This window comes from Pseudoalteromonas sp. SG44-17 (assembly GCF_014164235.1).
Lineage (GTDB): Bacteria > Pseudomonadota > Gammaproteobacteria > Enterobacterales > Alteromonadaceae > Pseudoalteromonas > Pseudoalteromonas rhizosphaerae.
In genome coordinates this window covers 104226-125945 of record NZ_JACJEV010000006.1, presented here as the reverse complement: position 1 = coordinate 125945, position 21720 = coordinate 104226, and the positions used below count along the sequence as shown (strand labels likewise).

The 21720-nt window shown below is 37.7% G+C and carries 15 protein-coding genes; 8 read left to right on the top strand and 7 right to left on the bottom strand.

The window, feature by feature from the left end:
- Window positions 1-255 precede the first annotated feature (255 nt).
- Window positions 256-2970: a TonB-dependent receptor gene (locus H5182_RS06830; RefSeq protein WP_182759765.1), complete on the bottom strand. Its 2715-nt coding sequence runs from the start codon at window positions 2968-2970 to the stop codon at window positions 256-258.
- A gap of 422 nt (window positions 2971-3392) precedes the next feature.
- Between H5182_RS06830 and H5182_RS06825 the strand changes: the two genes are divergently transcribed.
- From H5182_RS06825 to H5182_RS06815, 3 genes are all read left to right on the top strand, one after another.
- Window positions 3393-4151: a rhamnogalacturonan acetylesterase gene (locus tag H5182_RS06825; RefSeq protein ID WP_182759764.1), complete on the top strand. Its 759-nt coding sequence runs from the start codon at window positions 3393-3395 to the stop codon at window positions 4149-4151.
- A gap of 257 nt (window positions 4152-4408) precedes the next feature.
- On the top strand, window positions 4409-5404 hold the full coding sequence (locus H5182_RS06820) for an LLM class flavin-dependent oxidoreductase (protein WP_182759763.1): 996 nt from the start codon (window positions 4409-4411) through the stop codon (window positions 5402-5404).
- A gap of 239 nt (window positions 5405-5643) precedes the next feature.
- Entirely contained in the window at window positions 5644-6624 is a 981-nt protein-coding gene (locus H5182_RS06815; RefSeq protein ID WP_145239058.1) for a patatin family protein, read from the top strand.
- Window positions 6625-6707: 83 nt separating this feature from the next.
- On the opposite strand, the gene H5182_RS06810 is transcribed toward H5182_RS06815, so the two are convergent.
- Together H5182_RS06810 and H5182_RS06805 are read right to left on the bottom strand one after the other, a co-directional pair.
- Window positions 6708-7574 carry a DMT family transporter gene (locus tag H5182_RS06810; RefSeq protein WP_182757804.1) on the bottom strand — a complete coding sequence of 289 codons (867 nt, stop codon included), beginning with the start codon at window positions 7572-7574 and terminating at the stop codon, window positions 6708-6710.
- A 50-nt stretch (window positions 7575-7624) separates the two neighbouring features.
- Window positions 7625-8272, bottom strand: a complete 648-nt coding sequence (locus H5182_RS06805; protein WP_259398251.1) for an AraC family transcriptional regulator — start codon at window positions 8270-8272, stop codon at window positions 7625-7627.
- Window positions 8273-8568: 296 nt separating this feature from the next.
- Here H5182_RS06805 and H5182_RS06800 point away from each other — a divergent pair, with 296 nt between their 5' ends.
- Complete coding sequence (locus H5182_RS06800) at window positions 8569-9975, top strand: sodium:alanine symporter family protein (protein WP_149980287.1); 1407 nt, start codon at window positions 8569-8571, stop codon at window positions 9973-9975.
- Window positions 9976-10048: 73 nt separating this feature from the next.
- Window positions 10049-11095, top strand: coding sequence for a patatin-like phospholipase family protein (locus H5182_RS06795; protein WP_182759761.1), 1047 nt, complete (start codon window positions 10049-10051; stop codon window positions 11093-11095).
- 133 nt (window positions 11096-11228) lie between these two features.
- Here H5182_RS06795 and H5182_RS06790 read toward each other — a convergent pair whose 3' ends face one another.
- The gene (locus H5182_RS06790) at window positions 11229-12170 is read right to left on the bottom strand and encodes a DUF4238 domain-containing protein (protein WP_182759760.1); all 942 of its coding nucleotides are present in this window, start codon (window positions 12168-12170) and stop codon (window positions 11229-11231) included.
- A gap of 483 nt (window positions 12171-12653) precedes the next feature.
- Window positions 12654-13217: a YSC84-related protein gene (locus tag H5182_RS06785; RefSeq protein ID WP_145239042.1), complete on the bottom strand. Its 564-nt coding sequence runs from the start codon at window positions 13215-13217 to the stop codon at window positions 12654-12656.
- Window positions 13218-13359: 142 nt separating this feature from the next.
- Between H5182_RS06785 and H5182_RS06780 the strand changes: the two genes are divergently transcribed.
- Together H5182_RS06780 and H5182_RS06775 are read left to right on the top strand one after the other, a co-directional pair.
- Window positions 13360-14571 (top strand): tyrosine-type recombinase/integrase, encoded by a 1212-nt coding sequence (locus H5182_RS06780; protein ID WP_149980295.1) that lies wholly within the window; start codon window positions 13360-13362, stop codon window positions 14569-14571.
- Window positions 14572-15762: a sodium:proton antiporter gene (locus tag H5182_RS06775; RefSeq protein ID WP_182759759.1), complete on the top strand. Its 1191-nt coding sequence runs from the start codon at window positions 14572-14574 to the stop codon at window positions 15760-15762.
- 55 nt (window positions 15763-15817) lie between these two features.
- On the opposite strand, the gene H5182_RS06770 is transcribed toward H5182_RS06775, so the two are convergent.
- A complete protein-coding gene (locus H5182_RS06770) occupies window positions 15818-18874 on the bottom strand; it encodes an FAD-binding and (Fe-S)-binding domain-containing protein (protein WP_182759758.1) in 3057 nt (1018 codons plus the stop codon).
- Between the two features lie 149 nt (window positions 18875-19023).
- On the opposite strand from H5182_RS06770, the gene H5182_RS06765 reads away from it, so the two are divergent.
- Window positions 19024-19233: a PGPGW domain-containing protein gene (locus tag H5182_RS06765; protein WP_145239030.1), complete on the top strand. Its 210-nt coding sequence runs from the start codon at window positions 19024-19026 to the stop codon at window positions 19231-19233.
- Between the two features lie 77 nt (window positions 19234-19310).
- On the opposite strand, the gene ppsA is transcribed toward H5182_RS06765, so the two are convergent.
- Complete coding sequence (ppsA, locus tag H5182_RS06760) at window positions 19311-21686, bottom strand: phosphoenolpyruvate synthase (protein ID WP_182759757.1); 2376 nt, start codon at window positions 21684-21686, stop codon at window positions 19311-19313.
- Between the last annotated feature and the right edge of the window lie 34 nt (window positions 21687-21720).

Here is a 21720-nt window from a genome sequence, read left to right as displayed (position 1 = left end):
TATTTATAAGCACTGTGGTTTAACTGATTATTAGCCATCGGCTGCACTTCGTTTTAATTATAAATAACTGATGCGCTACTTTAGTCGTATAATTACAACATAAGGTATTATTGTTAGTATGTGATTAATTTATGATTATCAATTAAGAAAGGCAATTAACATTGAGTTGTCGGTATTGTGCGCATAGAAAAACAGCTTAATTAACATGTTAATTAAGCTGTTTACTTTAGGGGAATTTAAAGTTTAAACATTGCTTTATAAGTTGTAGCGTATTCCTAAAAAGAACTGTCGGCCGGTATGATTATATTCACGTGGTAAATCTAAACTGCCATCACCCGTTGTATAAAGGCGTTCATACTCGTCGGTAAGGTTAATTGCTTCAAATGTTACGGTGACATTTTCATTAATATTATAAAAGGCTGATAGGTCAAAATGTGTTGGACCAGATGTCGCTTCTTCAGCATTACCATTGTTTCCCGTGTAATCAGTGATGTAATTGTCGCGTTTATTTACTGAAGCACGAGCACCATAGTTTTCTTCTTCATAATACAGGGTAAAGTTATAAGAATTTTTAGAAAGACCCGTAATTTCACCTGCAGAGACATACGTATAGTTAGACACTAACCCCATATTTTTTAACAACCCAGGTAGGAATGAAAAAGGTTGCTGATAAATAAGTTCAAGCCCTTTGATCACAGTTCCTTGACCATTTACAGGGACGAAATGTGTGTAAGGAGTAGTTCTAGGATCGAGTGCACTTGATGGATCATATTGCGGATCATTATCAATGAAGGGTAAATAAGCAGGATCGACTAGTTTTTCTTCACTATCACTTTTTATAAAAGAGCCAATGTCTTTGTAAAACGCGGTTGCTGCTAATAGCGATTCTTCTGCAAAGTACCATTCAACACCAAAGTCTGTATTGGTAGAGGTAAATGGGTCTAAGAATGGGTTACCCGCACTAACAGTGCCGTTTAAATATGAAAACGATGGATTACCAGGATTAAGTGAACTCAAACTCGGGCGGGTCATGGTTTTAGATAAACCCAGCCTTACAATCACATCATCGGTTGCATCAAGGGCTAAATTTAGCACTGGTAAAATATTGTCATAGCTATTGTCGATTGATACCGCATCAGTTTGAATAAAACCTGTTGATGTGGTCTCAGTTTTTACATAGCGAACACCTGCATTAGTTCTGAGCAGCATACTTGAAATTTCATACTCAAAATTTGTTTCGATGTAGGCAGCCATTGTTTCTTCTTCAACTTTCCAGCTCTGCGCACTGCGTGGCACCCACTCTTTTACTAAAAGCTGTGAATTTATTGCATCAAAATCAGCCACTATAAAGGGTGATAACGTACCGTCATAACCGGTGCCAAAATCATCGTAGGGCATTAGCTGAGAAAATCCAGCTGCAGAATCTTGATCAGGAAAACCGTTTATTTGTGATTCATCGTAACTAACCGTTCTGTCGTTATAGGCAATACCGCCTTTGATATTCATCATATCCATCTCGTATGATAAATCAATTTTAGCGGTGTCATTTTCTCGTAGTACATCGGTTGCACGTAAGCGCCCATCAGCTAAATCAAAGGAGTTGGCATCCAGAGTATCGTAATCGTAATTCATCACAGCGGTATTATTGCTGGTGCCAAAATCCATCGATACTCTATGAGGTGTGTTATTGGTCATGTTATAACGATACTGTTCAGAGCGAGCATCCGATTCAGCAGTGCCCACCATAGCGTCTAATCGAAGGTAATCAGATAAGTGATATTTAGCTGAGAATACGTATTGTTTAAATTTTGTTTTTGAAATCTGCTGACGACTTTCTACTCGAGATTTAACGCCGTTAAATGTCGCTGCTTGGATCTGTTTTCCATTGTCAGCAATGGTAATCGATTCAGGAGTAATTTCGCTGAATGTGTTTCTAAACATCTCGAAAAAGTTGTACATAGTACGGTCATTATCAAGAGTTGAATTTAATGTATCTAGTGTAAGGACCAGATCATCGTTAGGAGCATATTGTAATGAACCGGTAAAGCCTAAACGGTCTTGTTCATTACCGAAAAAATCAGGGCGAGGCAGGCGAGGCGTATATAAGCAGTTCACAGCATCGACTGTTTGACCTTCGAACTCACAGTCCCCTGTATTGGGTGTGCCAATAACTTCAGTATTAGAGGTGTCAGCATAGATACCGCCACCATCAAGTACGGGGGTGGTCCAGCGTACTGTACCAAAGCCTTCTTGGCGCACGGTGCGTTCAGATTTTGCGACAGAGAATAAAACCCCGATTGTATCATCAGCAAATGTGTTGCTGATCATAAATACCATCCGTGGGTCGACTTCTTCAGTGAGGTCGTTATAACCGGCTTGCGCAGACGCTGCAACATGAAAGCCTGTTGTGTCAAACGGACGTGCAGAATACATATCAACAGTCCCGGCTATACCACCTTCTTCAGTTGCGGCCGTGGGCGTTTTTTGGATATCAACACGATTAAATAGTTCGGATGCAAATATATTAAAGTCAAATGCACGGCCACCATTTACGCCGCCACCAGAGTCGGTGCCGTCGGTACTAGCAGGTACTTCCATACCGTTTAAGGTAGTACGTGTAAATGCAGGACCTAAACCACGTAAGGTAATTTGCCGTCCTTCACCACCTTCACGAGAAATAGCTACCCCAGGAATACGTTGTAATGATTCGGCGATATTCAGATCAGGGAATTTACCAATATCTTCAGCCGCGATAGATTCAGTGGTATTTACTTCAAAACGTTTAGTTGCTAACGATTTATTTAATGATGATCTAAATCCAGTTACTTGAATTAACTCAATGTCATTTTGGGCTTTAGTATCTGTTTGTGGCTGTTCATCGGCTGCGATTGCATACGATGTTGTGCCCAGTAGTAAGGCACTAACAATGCAGTTAAGTGGCTTGAGAACGAACTTATTTGCAGTCTTCATTGTGTGTTCCTTTTTTATGCTGTTGATTTGAGCTTTTATTTTTATTACTTTATTTAGCCAGTCAAATATAAGTCTATGATTAAATGTCATAAAACTATGATTTGAATCGATAGCAATATCAGCTAAATACAAATGCTACCGGTGGCATAGAGGTCAAGCTATATCTAAAAAAGCGTATTGTCAAACCTAATAAATTACATTTTTCATGGTTTATTTACATTTTTTTTGCAGTAAAAGTACATTAAGGACTGGTTCAATTTTATTCAGCACTATGATTTAACTTGTTATTTGCCACCGGTGGCAGTTGGTGGTATGTTTATAACTGGAACTACATTTTAATAAAATTATTTTTCACTAAACTACAAAAAATAATTTTATTACGAGCTAAACTGATTTTTTAAAAACGACAAAGAGCGAGTAGAATGGGAAAATTAATTGCAGCAATATTTATCATGATGAGTTTTTCAAGTATGTCAGCAACTACTAAAGTTCAGCTTTTTATGGCAGGGGATTCAACCATGTCAATTAAAGAAGTGAAGGATTACCCTGAAACAGGTTGGGGAATGCCCTTTAGTATCTTTTTTAATGACAGCATCGACGTTAAAAATCGTGCTAAAAATGGTCGTAGTACACGCACCTTTATCAGTGAAGGCTTGTGGGCAGGGATTATAAATGAACTTAATAAAGGTGATTTTGTGATCATTCAATTTGGTCATAACGATCAGTCAAAACACAAAGTGGACCGTTACACTACACCAGAGCAATATAAGCAAAACCTAGTTAATTTTATTGCTGAAGTAAGAGCAAAGCAGGCACAGCCATTACTGATGACTCCGGTAACGCGTCGTAATTTTGATGAAAAAGGTCAGATCAAAGACAGCCATCCTATTTACGCTGATATAGTAAGAGATGTAGCTAAACAGACTGAGGTCGATTTTATTGACATGGAACGAGTGACCCAACAGTATTTTCAAAAGCTTGGTGGGATCAACTCACGCTTACGTTTTATGCATATAGCACCTAACTTGCATCCAAATTACCCTATGGGCGTAGAAGACAATACCCATTTCAATGAACTCGGTGCTCGAGAAGTTGCTCAATTAGTATTAATAGAAATGAAAAAAATAAATCACCCACTCGTTAAACAATTACGCATACCTGATCCAAAACATTTAAAATAAAAATAATATTTATAAATCATATTGTTATGTTTGATACAGCTAATAACGTGTGTAGTTTATTTAGTGTATTGTAATTGCATTGAATGAGTGTAAGTGCATTTAATGCAATAATCACTCTGCACTTAGCTTAATCGACAGGATCAATTGAGTAGTTAAAATCAATGATTGAATTAACCACCCAGCAGACCCATTAATGTAATGATGGTTAAATTATTTTGACTATCTTTATCACTTATTAAAGGCAATGAGGAGTACGCATGTCTGGGTTATCTGCAATACCGTTTTCTTTACTTGAGCTTAGCCCAATGAAAGAAGATGCCACCGTCTCAAGTACTCTTGCAAATAGTGTCGCTTATGCACAAAAAGCTGATGAACTCGGTTTTAACCGATTTTGGATGGCTGAACATCATAATATGCCGGGAATTGTCTGCGCGGCAACTTCTGTATTAATTGGCCACATAGCAGGGCAAACTAAAACTATACGAGTAGGTGCTGGTGGCGTTATGTTACCAAATCACCCGCCACTGATTGTTGCAGAGCAATACGGCACGTTAGAGAGTTTATACCCTGGGCGTATTGATTTAGGTTTAGGTCGCGCTCCAGGTAGCGATCATATAACCAGTCGTGCTCTGCGCCGAGATGAACGACGCGCTGAAAACTTTGCCGATGAAGTCACTGAACTGCAAACTTTATTAGGCCCTTACGATGGTAGTCACCCTGTTCGCGCTATTCCTGGCGAGAATACCAATGTACCTATTTGGTTACTTGGTTCCAGTTTATACAGTGCGCAACTAGCTGCTAAAAAAGGCCTCCCTTATGTGTTTGCTGGCCACTTTGCACCGCGTTTTGTTTATGATGCAATCGCTTTATATCGCCGTGAATTTCAACCTTCTGATGTGTTAGACAAACCGTATGTAATGCTTGGCTTACCGATAGTTGCAGCAGATAGCGATGAACATGCACAGTTTTTAGCAACCACGTCAAAACAGCGTATCTTAGCACTATTACGTGGTGATCCTTTATGGCTAAAAGCTCCCGTTAAAAGCATGGCTGGATTATGGAATGAGCAAGAGCAGGCTCAGGTTGAAAACTTTTTAGGATTATCTGTGGTAGGGAGTCCAGTGACCATTGCTCATAAGCTAAATATGATAGTCAAAGAGCTTGGTGTCGATGAGTTCATTTTTACCAATGATCTTTACCAAAGTAGCGACCGTCATCACGCGTTGGAGATTTTACGGTCAATAAAAGCATAACCACTGAAAATTAAGCTAAGGTACACTTAACCCCCGTTACAATACAGAAACTAGCTAATACACAATGTTTACTAGTTTCTGAACTCTACTTAAAAGTGCAAAACACAGCACTAATCTTATTTAAGCTTGCGTTCTGTTTTTATAATCAATTCGATTTATATAATCAATTTTAACGTTTGATTTAAACACATTAAAATGAAGGTATAAACCAATAAAGTAATTACAAAGGAAGGCATATTTTGAAACCTCAAGACCCCAAAATCACAAATACTTTCGATAAAACAGCATTGATCGCGGAAGGTGGTGGGCAACGAGGGATCTTCACCGCAGGTGTACTCGATGCATGGCTTGAACATGAATATGACCCATTCGATTTATTTATTGGTACTTCAGCAGGTTCACAAAACCTTACTAGCTATTTAGCTCGCCAAAAAGGGTATGCCAAACGCTTAATCAGAGGGCTTTCGCGTCACAAACGATTTTTTCAATTAGGCCGTGGTTTAGTTGGTAAACATATAGTCGACTTAGACTGGTACTTTGATAAAACTACCGAAGTTAACAGAGCACTTGATTTTAAAACTGCAAAAGCAAGTTTGGGTGAACGAGAGTTACTTATTACCGCCACTAATGCCCGTGATCGAAAACCTTATTTTTTATCACCAACCGGTGAAGGCCAGCAATGGCGAGATCTATTGAAAGCGTCAAGTGCACTGCCATTTTTATATAAACAAGGTGTAAAACTCACGCCATGGTTAAATGCATTAGCTGCTAATGAAATAGATAAAACCGACGTACACGCTGAGTCAGACTTTTACCTAGATGGTGGCCTTGCTGCGCCACTACCAGTGCGCGAAGCCTACAATCGTGGTGCACGTAAAATTGTGGTGATCCGCACAGTTGATCAAGACTTTCAAGCGCAATCGGCATGGGTAAACAAGTTAAAAGCGTTTGTTTGTGCATCAGGATATTGCCCAAAAACCTTAGATTACTTATTACAACACGAACAAGCGTATGAGGATGAGTTAGCATTTATTGCCAATCCTCCGAAAGATGTAGAAATAATACAAATTTTTGCAAACCAAAAGCTTTCGAGCAAATTACTTGGTAGTTCAACCAATGATCTACGTCGTGATTATAAATTAGGTTTATTGGCAGGTAATAACTATTTTACTGAGCAATACCCAGCAAACAATACCCACCCTGTTGCTGTGGCTAACTAATTGGTATTAATGAATTTATTCCTATCAGTTGTATGTGAGTTGGATAAGTATCATGTGTTGTTAGTTTGTAATTAATAAGCGAGTCATAAATGGCTCGCATTAACGACCCGAGGCCTGCATTTATAATTACTGATCGCTGCGCCAATTAAAACAAATGCCAATGCAATTAAAACTGACCATGAAAAATGTATTTGTTGAGCCATAACCAGTAACACGGTAGATAGTAGCGGTGTTAAAAAACTCAAAGAGGCGAGTAACGTTTTATTACCTCTTTTTAAAGCGATGTCCCATAAGTAAAATGCGCCACCGACAGGTCCTAACCCTAACAAAAAAATACCTACAGTCTGCGTTAATGAAAAACGTGTGACTGTTTGTTCAAAATATATATGTGCCAATAAGGCCAAAATAGCTACATAAAGAGAAAGCCAACCAATATCATCAACGTGATTATCAAAGCGAGTCATGAACAATGAATAACTCGACCATAATAGCGCACAACTCGCAGCAAATAGGTAGCCTAAAAAGTACTGGCTATTGATAGTAAAACCACTGCCATCACTAATTAAAAACACGATCCCTATAAAACCAACCAGCCCGCCTATAATCGCATTTATTTTGTTTTCAGATCGCGCGACAAAAACACCCAATAACAATGGCCATAAATATACAATCAGGCTAATTTCGATCAATGGTGCATATTTAAGTGCCATAAAATAACAAAAATGAAAACCAAATAAGCCAACTATGCCAATAATTGTTTGCGCCTTACCAAGTGTAGGCAGAGTTAACAAAGGCTGCTTGGTAACAAGCCGTTTAATAAACAGCAATAAGAACGACACAAAGAAGCACATAAATAGTAATTGAAAAGCCGGTAATGCTTTAGTTAAATTACCTAACAATGCTAATGCACCCCATAAAAAAATAGCTAATACGCCGAAAATTGTAGACATAGCAAACATTTTATTAAAAATTAATTGATAAAGGTAGTTTATCAATTTTACTATCTAACACTGTGCTTAAAAGGCGATATTGTTGACGTTAAAGCTGCTTTTTTAAGTCTCGTGGGGGATTGTTTGAAGTAGCAAGTGAAGGCTCGACTAAAAGCTGATGGGTCGTTATAACCAACCTGTTCACCAATTACTGCTATAGGTAAATCAGAGTAACAAAGTAAGGAACGCGCATGTTCCATTCTTAATTGCGTGTGATGTTTAACCGGGCTGGTGTGCATACATTGCTTAAAAACCGCTTTGAATTGAGTAACACTTAAACATGCAACCGCTGCCATATCATTCAATGTATAGTCTATCGATAAATCTTTTTTTATTAATAACAAAACGTTATTTATCCGCGGATCAATAGTCGCATTGGTAGTTTGTTGCCTGAGTAACACCAAAAATAAATTAAAACATAACGCTGCTTCATCTATGTTAGTTACACCTTGCAACTGCTTTTGGGTAAAACTTAGATAGCTCATTAATTTATCGTCAATACTGAAACAGGGGGCATTCATCGTCGTTAAGTTATTTGGGAGCTCTAATAAATCGGCCACTATAAAACGTGCATTTTCATCTGATTTAAACGCATGTAGAGTATTTTTAGGGATCACAACACATTGACCAACACCAACAGGCGCCGCGAAATTATTCATTTCAAGTTCTATATAGCCACAAAGTGGTAAAACAAGTTGGTGATAGTGGTGCTGGTGGCTGTGGATTTTTCGTGTGTAGTATCGAATCGATAAGCTATTCATCTATTAAATTTAATAATTGCTACTGACAAACAATCATGAAGGGAGTTGTAGGGTGTTGTAAATAACTTTTTGTTATTTTAATACACTCAATACTTGCTAATTTATAACAGCACGATAAAGTATTGCCAACTAAATATTCTTAAATTCAGCATATGTATTCTATTTCGTGTTGAAAAATAATAACAAGGGCAAACATGTTTGATTTAATCGTAGGCAGTATAAATAACCTGCTTTGGGGTGAAGGACAAATACTGATCTACATTTTACTGTTTACAGGTATTTGGTTTTCAGTACGCTTAAAACTGATTCAAATTTTTAAATTTAAACACATGTTCAGCCTTCTCAAAGGCAGTAGCAAATGCAATAAAAACGACATTAGTTCGTTTCAAGCACTGTGCACCGGATTAAGTGCGCGGGTTGGAACTGGTAATTTAGCAGGTGTTGCTGTTGCGATATCATTAGGAGGCAGTGGCGCCATATTTTGGATGTGGGTGATTGCCATACTGGGCATGGCGACCGGTTTTGCAGAAAGCGTACTTGGCCAAGTGTATAAAGTACGCGATAGCCAAGGCGAATTTAGAGGTGGCCCCGCTTATTATATTCAACAAGGAATAGGCAGCCGTAGTCTCGCTATCGCGTTTGCGTTGTGTTTGTTCTTAGGCTATGGCTTTACTTTTAGCGCGATGCAAACCAACACCATTACTGATGCGCTTAATTTCGCTTTTGAAATTCCAACCTTATATTCAGGCATAGTCATAACCCTGCTTGCAGGCTCTATTATACTCGGTGGCTTTAAAGCTATTGCCCGCTTTGCTGAGCGAGTAGTGCCGGTGATGGGCATTGTATTTGTACTGGCAGCTGTGATTATTACCTTGATTAACTTCACCCAAGTACCTGCTATGTTGAAGGATATATTCTTATCTGCTTTTGGGCTACAAGAAGCCGGTGCAGGCGCAATGGGCGCGGCAATCAAAAACGGTATTCAACGCGGCTTGTATTCGAACGAGGCAGGCGCAGGCAGTGTACCGCATGCTTCAGCAAGTGCCAGCCCAATTCCAAATCACCCAGTAACGCAAGGGTATATTCAAATGCTTGGGGTGTTTTTTGATACTATCGTGTTGTGTAGTTGTACCGCTGTGATTATCTTACTTGCTGATATTGATATCAGTGGTGAGATGGCAGGCATTCGCTTAACACAAGCGGCAATGACCGCACATTTAGCACAAGGGGGAGTGTACTTTGTAGCAGCAGCCATTACTTTATTTGCCTTTACCTCGGTAGTGGCTAATTACGCTTACGCCGAAAGTAACCTACATTTATTTAAGCTCGATAATAAAGTAGGGCGCGGTATTTACACATTTTTATATCTATCAATGATGATGTGGGGGGCGTCTGCCACATTAAAAGAAGTATGGGATTTAGCCGATATTGCTCTTGGCTTGATGACAGTTGTCAATGTAATTGCCATAATACTGCTCACCCCGACTATTTTAAATGTCACAGACGATTATAATAGGCAACGAGCTGAAGGTATTGAGCCTGAATTTAATGCAAAAAATGTGCTCATTCAAGGTAAAACCGAGCAGGGTATTTGGCACTAAACATGACTATTGCTGTGAGGTTTTTTGCATAAGTATTCACCTTGCTGGTTGTTGAAAATGATTAAGTATTTTTATGATTGATATATATGCAGGTAAAACTGCGGCAAAAATAATTACAGAACAAGGTTTTAAACCCGACCTTTTTAATGCCTTCTTAGGTGCATCCGGTGGCCCTAAATGGTTTACTTTATTTGGTTTAGATAAGTATATTTTTGGTGAGTTTTTTAAAAACCGATCATCGCAACTCAATTTAATTGGATCATCGGCTGGAGCATTCAGATCTGCATGTTTTTCACAAAACGATCCCGTTGCGGCCATTGAACGCTTAGCAAAATCGTATTCGCAAACCCGATATTCTAGTAATAAACCCACTCCTAATGAAATTACCACTAAAGCCCGCGCACTACTCGAAGATGTGTTTGGCGATAACGGTGTCACCGAAATTATAAATAACCCGGTATTTAAAGCGCATTTTATCGTCGCAAAATCTAACGGGTTAATTGCCAGTGAACATAAATTAATACAGCTTTTGGGTTTATCAAAAAGTTATCTGTTTAATCGCGTTAATCGTAAATTATTAGGCGGGCAATATGAGCGTTTTATTTTTGGCGCACCGAATAGTAATTTAAGTATTACTGACAGCTACAATTTTAAAACTCAAAATATCGCACTCACACAAACAAATTTAAAAGATGCCTTACTGGCATCGGGATCAATACCGCTAGTAATGCAAGGTATAAAAAATATTGCCGGCGCGCCTGCAGGCATGTATCGCGATGGTGGTATTGTTGATTACCACTTTGATTTTAAAATTAACAATCCTGGACTTATTCTATATCCACATTTCAATTCAGATCCAAAAGCAGGGTGGTTTGATAAAAGTTTAAAACGTAAAGTCGCCGCTAAAAATTACGATAACGTGGTAATGATCACTCCCTCTAAAAAATTCATCGCCAGCTTACCTTACGGGAAAATCCCCGATAGAAGCGACTTTACAGATCTCGATGCGGATACACGTATAAAATATTGGCGAACAGTATTTAGCGAGACTGAAAAACTAGCCGATGATTTTGATAAAAAACTCAATAGCGAAAATGTTGAGCTGAAAATAATTGAATGATCTAATCTATCAAGTAATGTAGTTTTATGAGTCGTAGTTAATAATCCATAAATTATCGTACGTAATATTAAAGGAAAGGGCGAAAGCCCTTTTTATCAATTATTTACAATGTTAGCAATAAGATATAATGACACTAGTGAGTTTTCATAAATAACTTTCTGTATTCATTTATAGAAGATTCTGAATCTGCAAAATAAGTTTGATGTGAATTTTGAACAATTAATGAGTTAAATAATTTTACATCTTCTGTTGTACATAACTCATTAAAAAATTTAGTGTTTATATCACGTAAGATTACATACCCAAACTTTGGTGAGATTGGAAAATAGAGATCTTTACCATTACCAGTAATACTTTTAAGACTTACTACTGGTGAATCAGAAGTAATAAATGAAATGTCTGAAGAGTTAATTAATGGGATATGAATATCGATATTACAATTTGTTAAGAGATTAAGAGCGTAATTTTGCCCAAAGACAAAACTAAAAAACCACCAGTGTTTTCTAAATACACTCAATAGAATGTCAATATCTTTTTCATTTCTAAAATTCTCATTTAAAGAAAATCTAGGCCACAAATTTAACTTAGAAAAACTACTATCTTTTAAATCCTTAGTCCTAGTTGCCTGATGACCAAGAAAATTCATAAAATCTTTAAAGTAATCTGAGTTTTCAAGGATATTAAAATCACCATTACTTAGTTGAGGCAAAACTTTAAGCATTTTACCCTCTATTTTAGAATGATAATTCTCTAAAAGGTTAATTTTCCAGTTATTAACACTATCGGATTGTTTTAAAGCAGCTTTAAACGAATTGTAGTAATGAAGGTTTATCTCGTAATTAGAATCAGATATAAACTTAAGAATGATCTTAATATATAGATCTTCATAATTTTCAATATGTTCCAATTTATAAAAAAAATCTTGCTTAGCTACTCCAAGCGCGGTTTCAGTTGCTGCAATATGTTTTTTAGTAGCAAAGTAAGCTAATTTATTATCAACCTGCGAATTTTCTAGATAACGCCGCCAAACAAAATGATGATTTTTTTTGGGTACTAATTTTTTAGATTCTAGCAAAATTAACTTCCTGTCTTTTCTGAAATATCACCAACAATATCTAGTAATTGGTTCTGTAATTCAAATAAATACTTATCTTGTGTAGATGTCTGTCTTTTGAGGTTTTGGTACATTTGCTCTGATTTCTTAGCAGAACATTTATATCGGTGTACTAACTGTAAATGAGATGGTTTTACTATACCCCAAGGCGTAGTCATTTTGTTGTCGTGATATCAAATTCTATAATCTGCCCATGGGCGAGTAGGAAAAAATAGCCTAGATAAATTATTTAAATTTGCTTTAGCTGACGCGTTTGATAAAAGTATAGCTATAAAAAATTTGAATTAAAACTAATTGAAAAATTTAAGCTATAAGTTATTTTTGGCTTATAGCTGATAGCTGATAGCTGATAGCCCATAAATTACGTTATGTTAAATAGGCTGAAATAAATTAAAGTGGGCGTAATCATACGAACTAGCCCACTTTTAGAAGGGTTTTGAGGTCTTAATTTAGCTCAGAATCTACCCAGAATTTAGTGCCTTTTAGTACGGCTTGTAATGCAAGGCCATTTTCGGTTAATGAATAAACAGTTACTTGATCTGCAATGGCTTCGGCAACAAGTGCACCGCCTTTATCTTGGTATTTTGCCGCTGCATCGGCATTGCCACCGAAGGCCCAACCATTTTCAATAAAACGATTTAACGCAGCTTGATTATGAAAAACCATTACAACGTTAAAGTCTTTAACACCTAAACCAAGTCCTAAACCAGCTTCACCCATATTCATATAAGTTGATTTACCCGTCAAATTATTTTTAACCACACCATAACCGCCACCAAAGCTGGCTAAAACTACATTGACATTAGCATTATCAAATACTGCATAACCAGCGGCATTTTTAATTTGCTCTTTAACATCTGGTTTTTCTTTGTATAATTTACTGAGTGTATCTGCTCGCATATTTTGCACTAGATTACGCTTTTCAGTTGGAGAAGCACTACCTGTTGTAGCACAACCAGACAGGACTAATGTAAGTGCAACTAAACTTAAAACTATTAACTTTTTCATATGCCTTCCTTAAACCAGCAACATTGCCTTGGTATTATCTGATTAGCTTAACAATATAATTATTCACTAAGTCCAATACTAGACAGTATCGGACTTTAAGGTTAAACTGTAACTACTTTATTTTATTAGAAATAACTATATTATGCTTGTTGCTTTGGTCGATACATTAAAACAATTACGGTATCAAATTGCCCATCTTGAAGATGATACAATGCAATCAGAATACCCAGAACTTGCCACCTTTATACAGCAAGTTGGCTTGACTGTCGCTGAATCTAAGCAAGAATTAGTATTTTTGTATCAATTTTTATATGTTTATGGCCGAAAATCAGAAGCGACATATAATCGTTTTCGGAACGAACTCGAACGCTTTTACCTATGGTCTTGGTTAGTCGCAGAAAAATCAGTATTTGAATTAAAACGTGAAGACATAGAAGCCTATGTCGATTTTATGGTCGAACCCGATAAAAGCTGGGCGATGACTTCAGTGCAATGGCGCTATAAAGATGAGCAAGGGATCCGTAGATTAAACGAAAATTGGCGCCCTTTTATGCTCAAAGAATCTATTGCTAGCCAACAAACATTAGCGGCCATGTTTACTGCTTTAAATGTATTTTACAAGTTTGCTATTTTAGAAGAAAAAACCTTTGCTAACTTTGTACCGGTTGTAAAAAAGAATAGCCCTTATTTAGTTGTGCAATCACAAATAAAAATTCCTGATACCTTGAGTGATATTCAATGGGAATATGTATTTGGTGTCACACGTGATAAGTGTGAGCAACAACCTGATCTTGAAAGAAATTTATTTACCTTAGCGTGTTTAAAAGGTCTTTATTTACGGATCTCTGAACTATCAGAGCGACCACAATGGTCGCCTGTTATGTCTCATTTTTGGCAAGATAATGATGGCTTTTGGTTTTTAAGAATTATGGGTAAAGGAAATAAATTACGTGATGTCACACTCAGTGAAGATTTTGTAACTTATTTAAAACGTTATAGGTTGTACCGAGGTTTACCAGCCCTGCCCCGCGTTGATGAATCTGATCCATTGGTGCATAAAATTCGTGGTCAAGGCGGAATGACCGTTCGACAAATTCGTCGCTTAGTTCAACAAAGTTTTGATTTAGCCAAACAATCTTTACTTGATGATGGCTTTACTGATGATGCCGAGCAACTAGAATCGGCAACAGCGCATTGGCTCAGACATACTGGTGCTACGCATGATGCACAAACTCGCCCTTTAAAACATTTATCAGAAGATTTAGGACATGCAAAAATTGCCACCACCGATCAAATATATATTCAGACAAATATCAAAGAACGAGCAAAATCTGGACTTAAAAGGAAAATCTAAATGGAATATGTTGTATTAGCTGCAGTGGGTTTAGCCTTTTTAATTTATTCATTATCTATGCATCAATTAGAGCGAGCTGAAATTACCGGACCTATGTTTTTTGTTATTATCGGTGCGTTGATCGGGTTTATGCTACCAAGTAAAACGGCATATTTAACCAGAGACTTAGATCACTTATTACCTTTAATAGAATTAACACTGAGCATATTTTTATTTACTGATGCGGCAAAAACCAAACTGATGGTTTTAAAACACAGCTTTCAATACCCTAGCCTATTACTTTTTATTGCTTTACCACTTACCTTGTTTGCTGGAATTATTATTGCGAGTTTAATGTTTACCCAGCTGACACTTATTCAAGCTGCACTAGTTGCAATAATATTAACGCCGACAGATGCAGCGCTTAGTAAAGGATTATTAAATAGCAGCGCGGTGCCTGAAAAAATTCGTGAAGGGATCAATACTGAAAGTGGTTTAAACGATGGTTTATGTGTGCCAATATTTTTAGTCTTGATGTTGTTAGCAAAAGAGCCTGCATCTACATTTTCGGTTTTTGATACGGTCATTGTTTTTGCGCGTGAATTAGGTGTGGCTATTCTGGTTGCAGTTGCTGCAATGGGATTGATCATTCCCGCGATTAAATTTGCCATGCAACGTCATTATTTTTCAAATAATAGTAGCCCATTTTTAGTGGTTGGTATGGCAATGGCCATTTTTTCAATCGCACAAAGTTTGCATAGCAGTGGTTTTATTGCGGTGTTTGTTGCTGGATTAATTTTTGATAGATTTACCGATCAGGCTTTACGCTTAAAACTCGTTGAAGATAGTGAACACATCGCTGACTTTACTGGTTTGTTGATCTGGTGTTTATTTGGTTTTGTATGCAGCTATTTAGTTTTGCCAGAATTATCATGGGCACTTACTGTATTTGCACTACTGAGTACAACGCTTATTCGAATTATCCCTGTGATGTTGTCATTACAATTTACTAAATTAAAAATGAAAGAACGTTTTACTTTTGCTTGGTTTGGCCCGAGAGGCTTAGCATCTATTGTATTTACTTTAATGGTGATCGATAGCGGCATCGAAAATAAATACCTTATAGCTACGATTGCTATGACAACTATTTTATTTAGTGTTTTTATTCATGGTATGAGCACCAAGCCTATTGCTGATAGTTATTTAAAATAAAAAAACGATATAAAAAATGCCGCATTCCTTTTTAAAAGCGTGCGGCATTTTTATATTAAATGTTATTGCTTAGCTTATCTGCTAGTAGTTCTATTGGGTGTTTTGGTTTGAATTTTTCATAGCGTTTAACTTGGCTACGACAAGAAAAACCGGTTGCTAATAATTGCTCAGGTTTATTTTTCTCTACAACACCTTGCCAACTCATTTCATATAATGCTCGAGAGTTTTTCTGGTTTTGCGCTTCATGGCCATATGTACCTGCCATACCGCAACACCCTGTTGCTGTTGTATTAAGTTTTAGGCCTAAGTCAGTAAAAATTGTTTGCCATACATTCGCCGCTTTTGGTAAAGCGGTTGTTTCAGTACAATGACTTAATAACGTAAATGTTATATTGCTATCAACTTTGTTAGCTAATGATTTAAAAGATTGTGTTGCTAACCATTCATGAGCAAGTAGCACTTCAAATTCACCACGTTCATCACCTAAAATAGAATTATATTCATCCCGATAACACATTACTAATGATGCATCTAAACCTACAAGTGGTGCATTTATTTCAGATAATGAATTTAAAAATGTTGCTGCATTTTTTGCTGTGATCTTAAATTCATTTAAAAAACCTTTAACGTGTTGCGGTTTTCCATTTGGCTTAAACGGTAACAGTATTGGCTTCTTACCTAGTGCGGAAATTATTTTTATAAAACTTTCTACCAGCTCAGCTTCATAAAAACTGGTAAACGGATCTTGCACAATTAGTACATACTCACTTTGTTGCTCGGGAGATAAGCCTGAAAGTTGTGCAAAATTAAATTCGTGTGTTTTATTAATCCGTTTTGTTAAACGTGGTGAACTAAGCACGGGTGTATCAACATAGCCAACAGATTTTTTTATTAATGAGCTGACCAATTTAGTTTTTACAATTGGGTTTATTACATTTGAAAATTTGGCCATTAATGGTGCACTGGCTTCAATATTACCGACTAGATAATCTTTAAGTGGGCGCGCGTAGTAACTGTGATAATAATTTAAAAAACGTGATCTAAAAGTCGGTACATCAACTTTTATTGGGCACGCTGTGGTACATGCTTTACACGCTAAACACTCATCCATTGAGGCTTTAACTTCATGAGAAAAATCATACACGCCTTTCTTTTTATCGCGGCTATGTTGAAAACGTTCCCACCAGGTGATCACTTTACCTTTATTAAGTTCTTTTTCAACCTCAATTAAATCAATCTCTTTTGCTTCTTGTAATCGTAACCATTCACGCATTAAACTTGCGCGACCTTTAGGTGAATTACGACGATCACCGGTTACTTTATATGATGGGCACATAGGAGAGTTTTCATCATAGTTAAAGCAAATACCATTGCCATTGCATGTCATTGCATTATTAAAACTAGTTTTAACATCAACCGAAATTTGTCTGTCGAACCACGCACGCTTTTGACCGTCAACACTAACTAGTGAGTCCTTACTTTCAATCGGAGTACATATTTTTCCGGGATTAATCCTATTGTTAGGATCAAAAGCTGATTTTATAAGTCGTAATTGCTTAAATAAATGCTCACCAAAAAACTCAGGGCCATATTCACTTCTATACCCTTTGCCGTGCTCGCCCCACATTAAACCACCGTATTTAGCTGTGAGTTTAACAACTTCATCAGAGATCACTCGCAGTAATTTTTCTTGTTCGGGATCACACATATCAAGTGCCGGTCTAACATGTAATACACCGGCATCAACATGACCAAACATGCCATATTGTAAATTATGGCTATCGAGCAAAGCTCTAAATTCAACAATATAATCTGCAAGATTCTCAGGTGGTACGGCGGTGTCTTCAGCAAACGCCAAAGGTTTTTGTGCGCCTTTAACATTACCCAACAAGCCAACTGATTTTTTACGCATGGCATAAATTTTTAAAATATCAGTCTTACTGCTGGTAAGTTGATAACCAATTACGCCGTTTTTTTGTTGTGCAACGCAATCATCGAGTAATGCACATAGCGACTCAACTTTGTCTTTTATGTCATCAGGCGATACAGCATTAAACTCAACCATGTTAAGCCCTTGCATATCTTTATTTGGCACATCGGTTATTAAGTCCGATACTGAATGCCAAATTATATCTTCACGTGCAAGATTTAAAACTTTGCTGTCAACGGTTTCAACTGAGGTAGCACGAGCATCGACCAAAAATGGTGAATGCCGCAGTGCCGAATCAAAGCTATCATACTTGATGTTGATTAAAGTTTTGAATTCAGCAATAGGTGTGATGTTTAATTTAGCCTCAGTAACAATACCAAGCGAACCTTCTGAGCCAGTTATTAGCCTACTCATATCAAAAGTTTGTAAGTCATCACTTAGCACATGTTCTAGGTCATATCCGGTTAAAAAGCGATTTAAACGTGGAAACTTGGCTAAAATTGCATCCCGCTCAGACAAACAAATATCAAGCACTGTTGCGTACAGTTTACCGATTGTAGTGTTTTGTTCGGCAATTAGTTTGGCTTTATCAATGTCTATTGGTGTCGTTGACATTTGTGTGCCATCGACTAAATAAGTGGTAAGTCCTAAAACATGATCGCTAGTTTTACCATACACCAGTGAGCCTTGTCCTGATGCATCGGTATTAACCATTCCGCCGATTGTTGCGCGATTACTCGTTGATAAATCAGGTGCAAAGAAAAATCCATAAGGGCGTAAAAAATCATTTAGTTGATCTTTAATCACGCCCGTTTGCACTCTAACCCAACCTTCTTCAGGATTAATTTCGAGGATTTCTCGCATATAACGTGATAAATCGACTACGATCCCGGGAGTTAATGATTGACCGTTGGTGCCTGTACCACCGCCGCGAGGTCCAAAAGTCAGCGATAGATAAGGGTCTTGTGCAGCAGTTTGCAGAGCAATTTGAATATCTTTTTCAGTTTTAGGAAAAATAACACTTTGCGGTAACTGCTGGTAAATACTGTTATCAGTTGATGCAGTTATACGAGTGGCATAACTTGCATCAGTGTCGCCAGTAAACCCTTGTTTAATTATAGTTTTTAAGTAACTTGCGACTAAATCGGTCGCGGCATCTTGTTGGCTAATAGTTGCTATCATGACGGTAGTAAATTAAGGCATTTGTTCGATTATATCATGCTAAAGAGCAATAGAAATTGAAGATTTTACAGTTTGTAACACTCTTTTTATCGTAAAAAGACTGTGATTACTTATACTCATAGTAGATGCTTAATTGCGAGGGAATTGAAATGAAAAAATGTGTATTAGTTTTAGTCGGCAGTTTATTTATGTTGCTGGGATTATTTTTTGCTATTGTACCAGGCCCTTCTTTGATCTTTTTTATTGCAGGGCTTATGTGTTTCTCTTTTTATTACCCTAAAGCACGCCATTATTTAGCAATTTGCCAAAAAGCGCTGACAAAATCTTGCGCGTTCTTAGATAAGAAGTTAGCCCGATAAAAGTTATAAATAGGCTATAACATATTGAGTAAACAAAAATGCCAGCAATAACGCTGGCATTTTTTATACTTTAACGATTATTTTGCTAATTTTTTAGCAAGGTATAACCAAGTTTCAAGTACTGTATCTGGGTTTAGTGAAACAGAATCAATGCCCTGCTCTACTAACCACGCAGCAAAGTCTTCATGATCTGATGGACCTTGACCACAAATACCAACATACTTTCCTTTTGCTTTGGCAGTTTGAATTGCCATAGAAAGTAGTTTTTTGATTGCAGGGTTACGCTCATCAAATAAATGGGCAATTAATCCTGAGTCACGGTCTAAACCAAGTGTAAGTTGCGTTAAATCGTTTGAACCGATTGAAAAGCCATCAAAATGTTCTAAAAATTCATCAGCAAGTAATGCATTTGATGGAAGTTCACACATCATGATTACTTTTAAGCCATTTTCGCCACGTTTAAGGCCATGCTCTTCAAGTAATTCAATAACACGTTTACCTTCTTCAAGTGTACGTACGAATGGGATCATGATTTCAATGTTGGCCATATCCATGTCGTTACGAACACGTTTGATTGCTTCACACTCTAGTGCGAAACAGTCACGGAAATCTTCCGAAATATAACGTGCTGCGCCACGGAAACCAATCATTGGGTTTTCTTCTTCAGGCTCGTATTGTTGTCCGCCAACTAAGTTAGCATATTCATTTGATTTAAAATCAGACATACGAACAATTACACGCTCTGGTGCAAATGCACAGCCTAAGGTCGAAATACCTTCAACTAATTTAGCAATATAGAATTCAACCGGTGATTCATAACCTGCAATCATCTGTGTGATTTCAGCTTTTAACTCATCTGTTTGAGCATCAAAATTTAGCAATGCTTTAGGATGCACACCAATCATACGGTTGATAATAAATTCAACGCGCGCAAGACCAACACCTGAGTGTGGTAAGCGTGCAAAATCAAATGCACGATCTGGGTTACCAACGTTCATCATGATTTTCATTGGTAGTTCAGGCATTTTATCGACACGTGAAGTGAGGATTTCAAAATCTAAAATACCTTCATAAATAAAGCCAGTGTCGCCTTCAGCACATGATACGGTTACTTTTTGGCCTGCTTTAATTAGGTCAGTTGCATTACCACAGCCTACAACTGCTGGAATACCTAACTCACGGGCAATGATTGCCGCGTGACATGTACGACCACCACGATTAGTTACAATCGCTGCAGCACGTTTCATGATAGGTTCCCAATCTGGATCAGTCATGTCGGTTACTAAAATGTCACCTTGTTGAACTTGATCCATTTCTTTAATCGAATCAAGTACACGAACAACACCTGAGCCAATTTTATGACCGATGGCACGTCCTTCAACGACAACAGCACTGCTGCCATTTAGTTGAAAACGCTCCATAACATTCGTATCTTCGTTTGAACGAACTGTTTCAGGGCGAGCTTGTACAATGTATAGCTTGCCGTCATTACCATCTTTTGCCCACTCGATATCCATCGCGCGGCCATAATGTTTTTCGATGATCACAGCTTGCTTTGCAAGCTCTTGAACTTCGGCATCGGTAATTGAGAATTTATTTGAAAGGGCTGCATCTACATCTACGATTTCTACTTGTTTACCATGCGCTTGATCGGCAGAGTAAATCATTTGAATTGCTTTTGAGCCAATATTACGGCGCACTACAGATGGCTTACCTTTAGCAAGTGTTGGTTTATGAACATAAAATTCATCAGGGTTTACTGCGCCCTGTACAACCATTTCACCTAGACCATAACTTGAGGTGATAAACACGACATCTTCGAAGCCTGATTCAGTATCAATACTGAACATAACGCCAGACGATGACTTATCAGAACGTACCATGCGTTGAATACCCGCAGATAATGCTACGCCGCGATGATCATAACCCTGGTGAACACGGTATGAAATGGCACGGTCATTGAAAAGCGATGCGAACACATGCTTGATGGCGACCATTACTGAGTCGATACCACGTACATTTAGGAAGGTTTCTTGTTGACCTGCGAATGATGCATCAGGCATATCTTCAGCTGTTGCTGATGAACGTACTGCGAATGAAACATCGTCTGCTGCATTGCCGTGGAGTTGGCTGTATGCGTCGCGAATGGCTTGGTCTAAATTAGGTTGGAATGGGGTGTCGATAATCCACTGACGAATATCAGCGCCGACTTTTGCTAGTGTATTTACATCTTCCACGTCCAGTGTGTCTAAAATGTCGTGGATCTTTGCATTTAGTCCTGATTGCTCAAGAAACTCATTAAATGCGTCTGCGGTAGTAGCAAAACCACCTGGGACTTGTACACCAGCGTTTGCTAGGTTAGAAATCATTTCGCCGAGTGAGGCATTTTTGCCGCCAACACGAGGAACATCTTGCATACCAAGCTCTTGATACCAGAGAACGTATTCTTGCACGGATCTTTCTCCAAAAAAACAAATTGTAGTAATA

Bases quoted from the DNA above. Each gene is read 5' to 3' on its own strand.
- H5182_RS06830 (WP_182759765.1), bottom strand. From the start codon at position 2,970: ATGAAGACTGCAAATAAGTTCGTTCTCAAGCCACTTAACTGCATTGTT.
- H5182_RS06825 (WP_182759764.1), top strand. From the start codon at position 3,393: ATGGGAAAATTAATTGCAGCAATATTTATCATGATGAGTTTTTCAAGT.
- H5182_RS06820 (WP_182759763.1), top strand. From the start codon at position 4,409: ATGTCTGGGTTATCTGCAATACCGTTTTCTTTACTTGAGCTTAGCCCA.
- H5182_RS06810 (WP_182757804.1), bottom strand. From the start codon at position 7,574: ATGTCTACAATTTTCGGCGTATTAGCTATTTTTTTATGGGGTGCATTA.
- H5182_RS06805 (WP_259398251.1), bottom strand. From the start codon at position 8,272: ATGAATAATTTCGCGGCGCCTGTTGGTGTTGGTCAATGTGTTGTGATC.
- H5182_RS06800 (WP_149980287.1), top strand. From the start codon at position 8,569: ATGTTTGATTTAATCGTAGGCAGTATAAATAACCTGCTTTGGGGTGAA.
- H5182_RS06795 (WP_182759761.1), top strand. From the start codon at position 10,049: ATGATTGATATATATGCAGGTAAAACTGCGGCAAAAATAATTACAGAA.
- H5182_RS06785 (WP_145239042.1), bottom strand. From the start codon at position 13,217: ATGAAAAAGTTAATAGTTTTAAGTTTAGTTGCACTTACATTAGTCCTG.
- H5182_RS06780 (WP_149980295.1), top strand. From the start codon at position 13,360: ATGCTTGTTGCTTTGGTCGATACATTAAAACAATTACGGTATCAAATT.
- H5182_RS06775 (WP_182759759.1), top strand. From the start codon at position 14,572: ATGGAATATGTTGTATTAGCTGCAGTGGGTTTAGCCTTTTTAATTTAT.
- H5182_RS06770 (WP_182759758.1), bottom strand. From the start codon at position 18,874: ATGATAGCAACTATTAGCCAACAAGATGCCGCGACCGATTTAGTCGCA.
- H5182_RS06765 (WP_145239030.1), top strand. From the start codon at position 19,024: ATGAAAAAATGTGTATTAGTTTTAGTCGGCAGTTTATTTATGTTGCTG.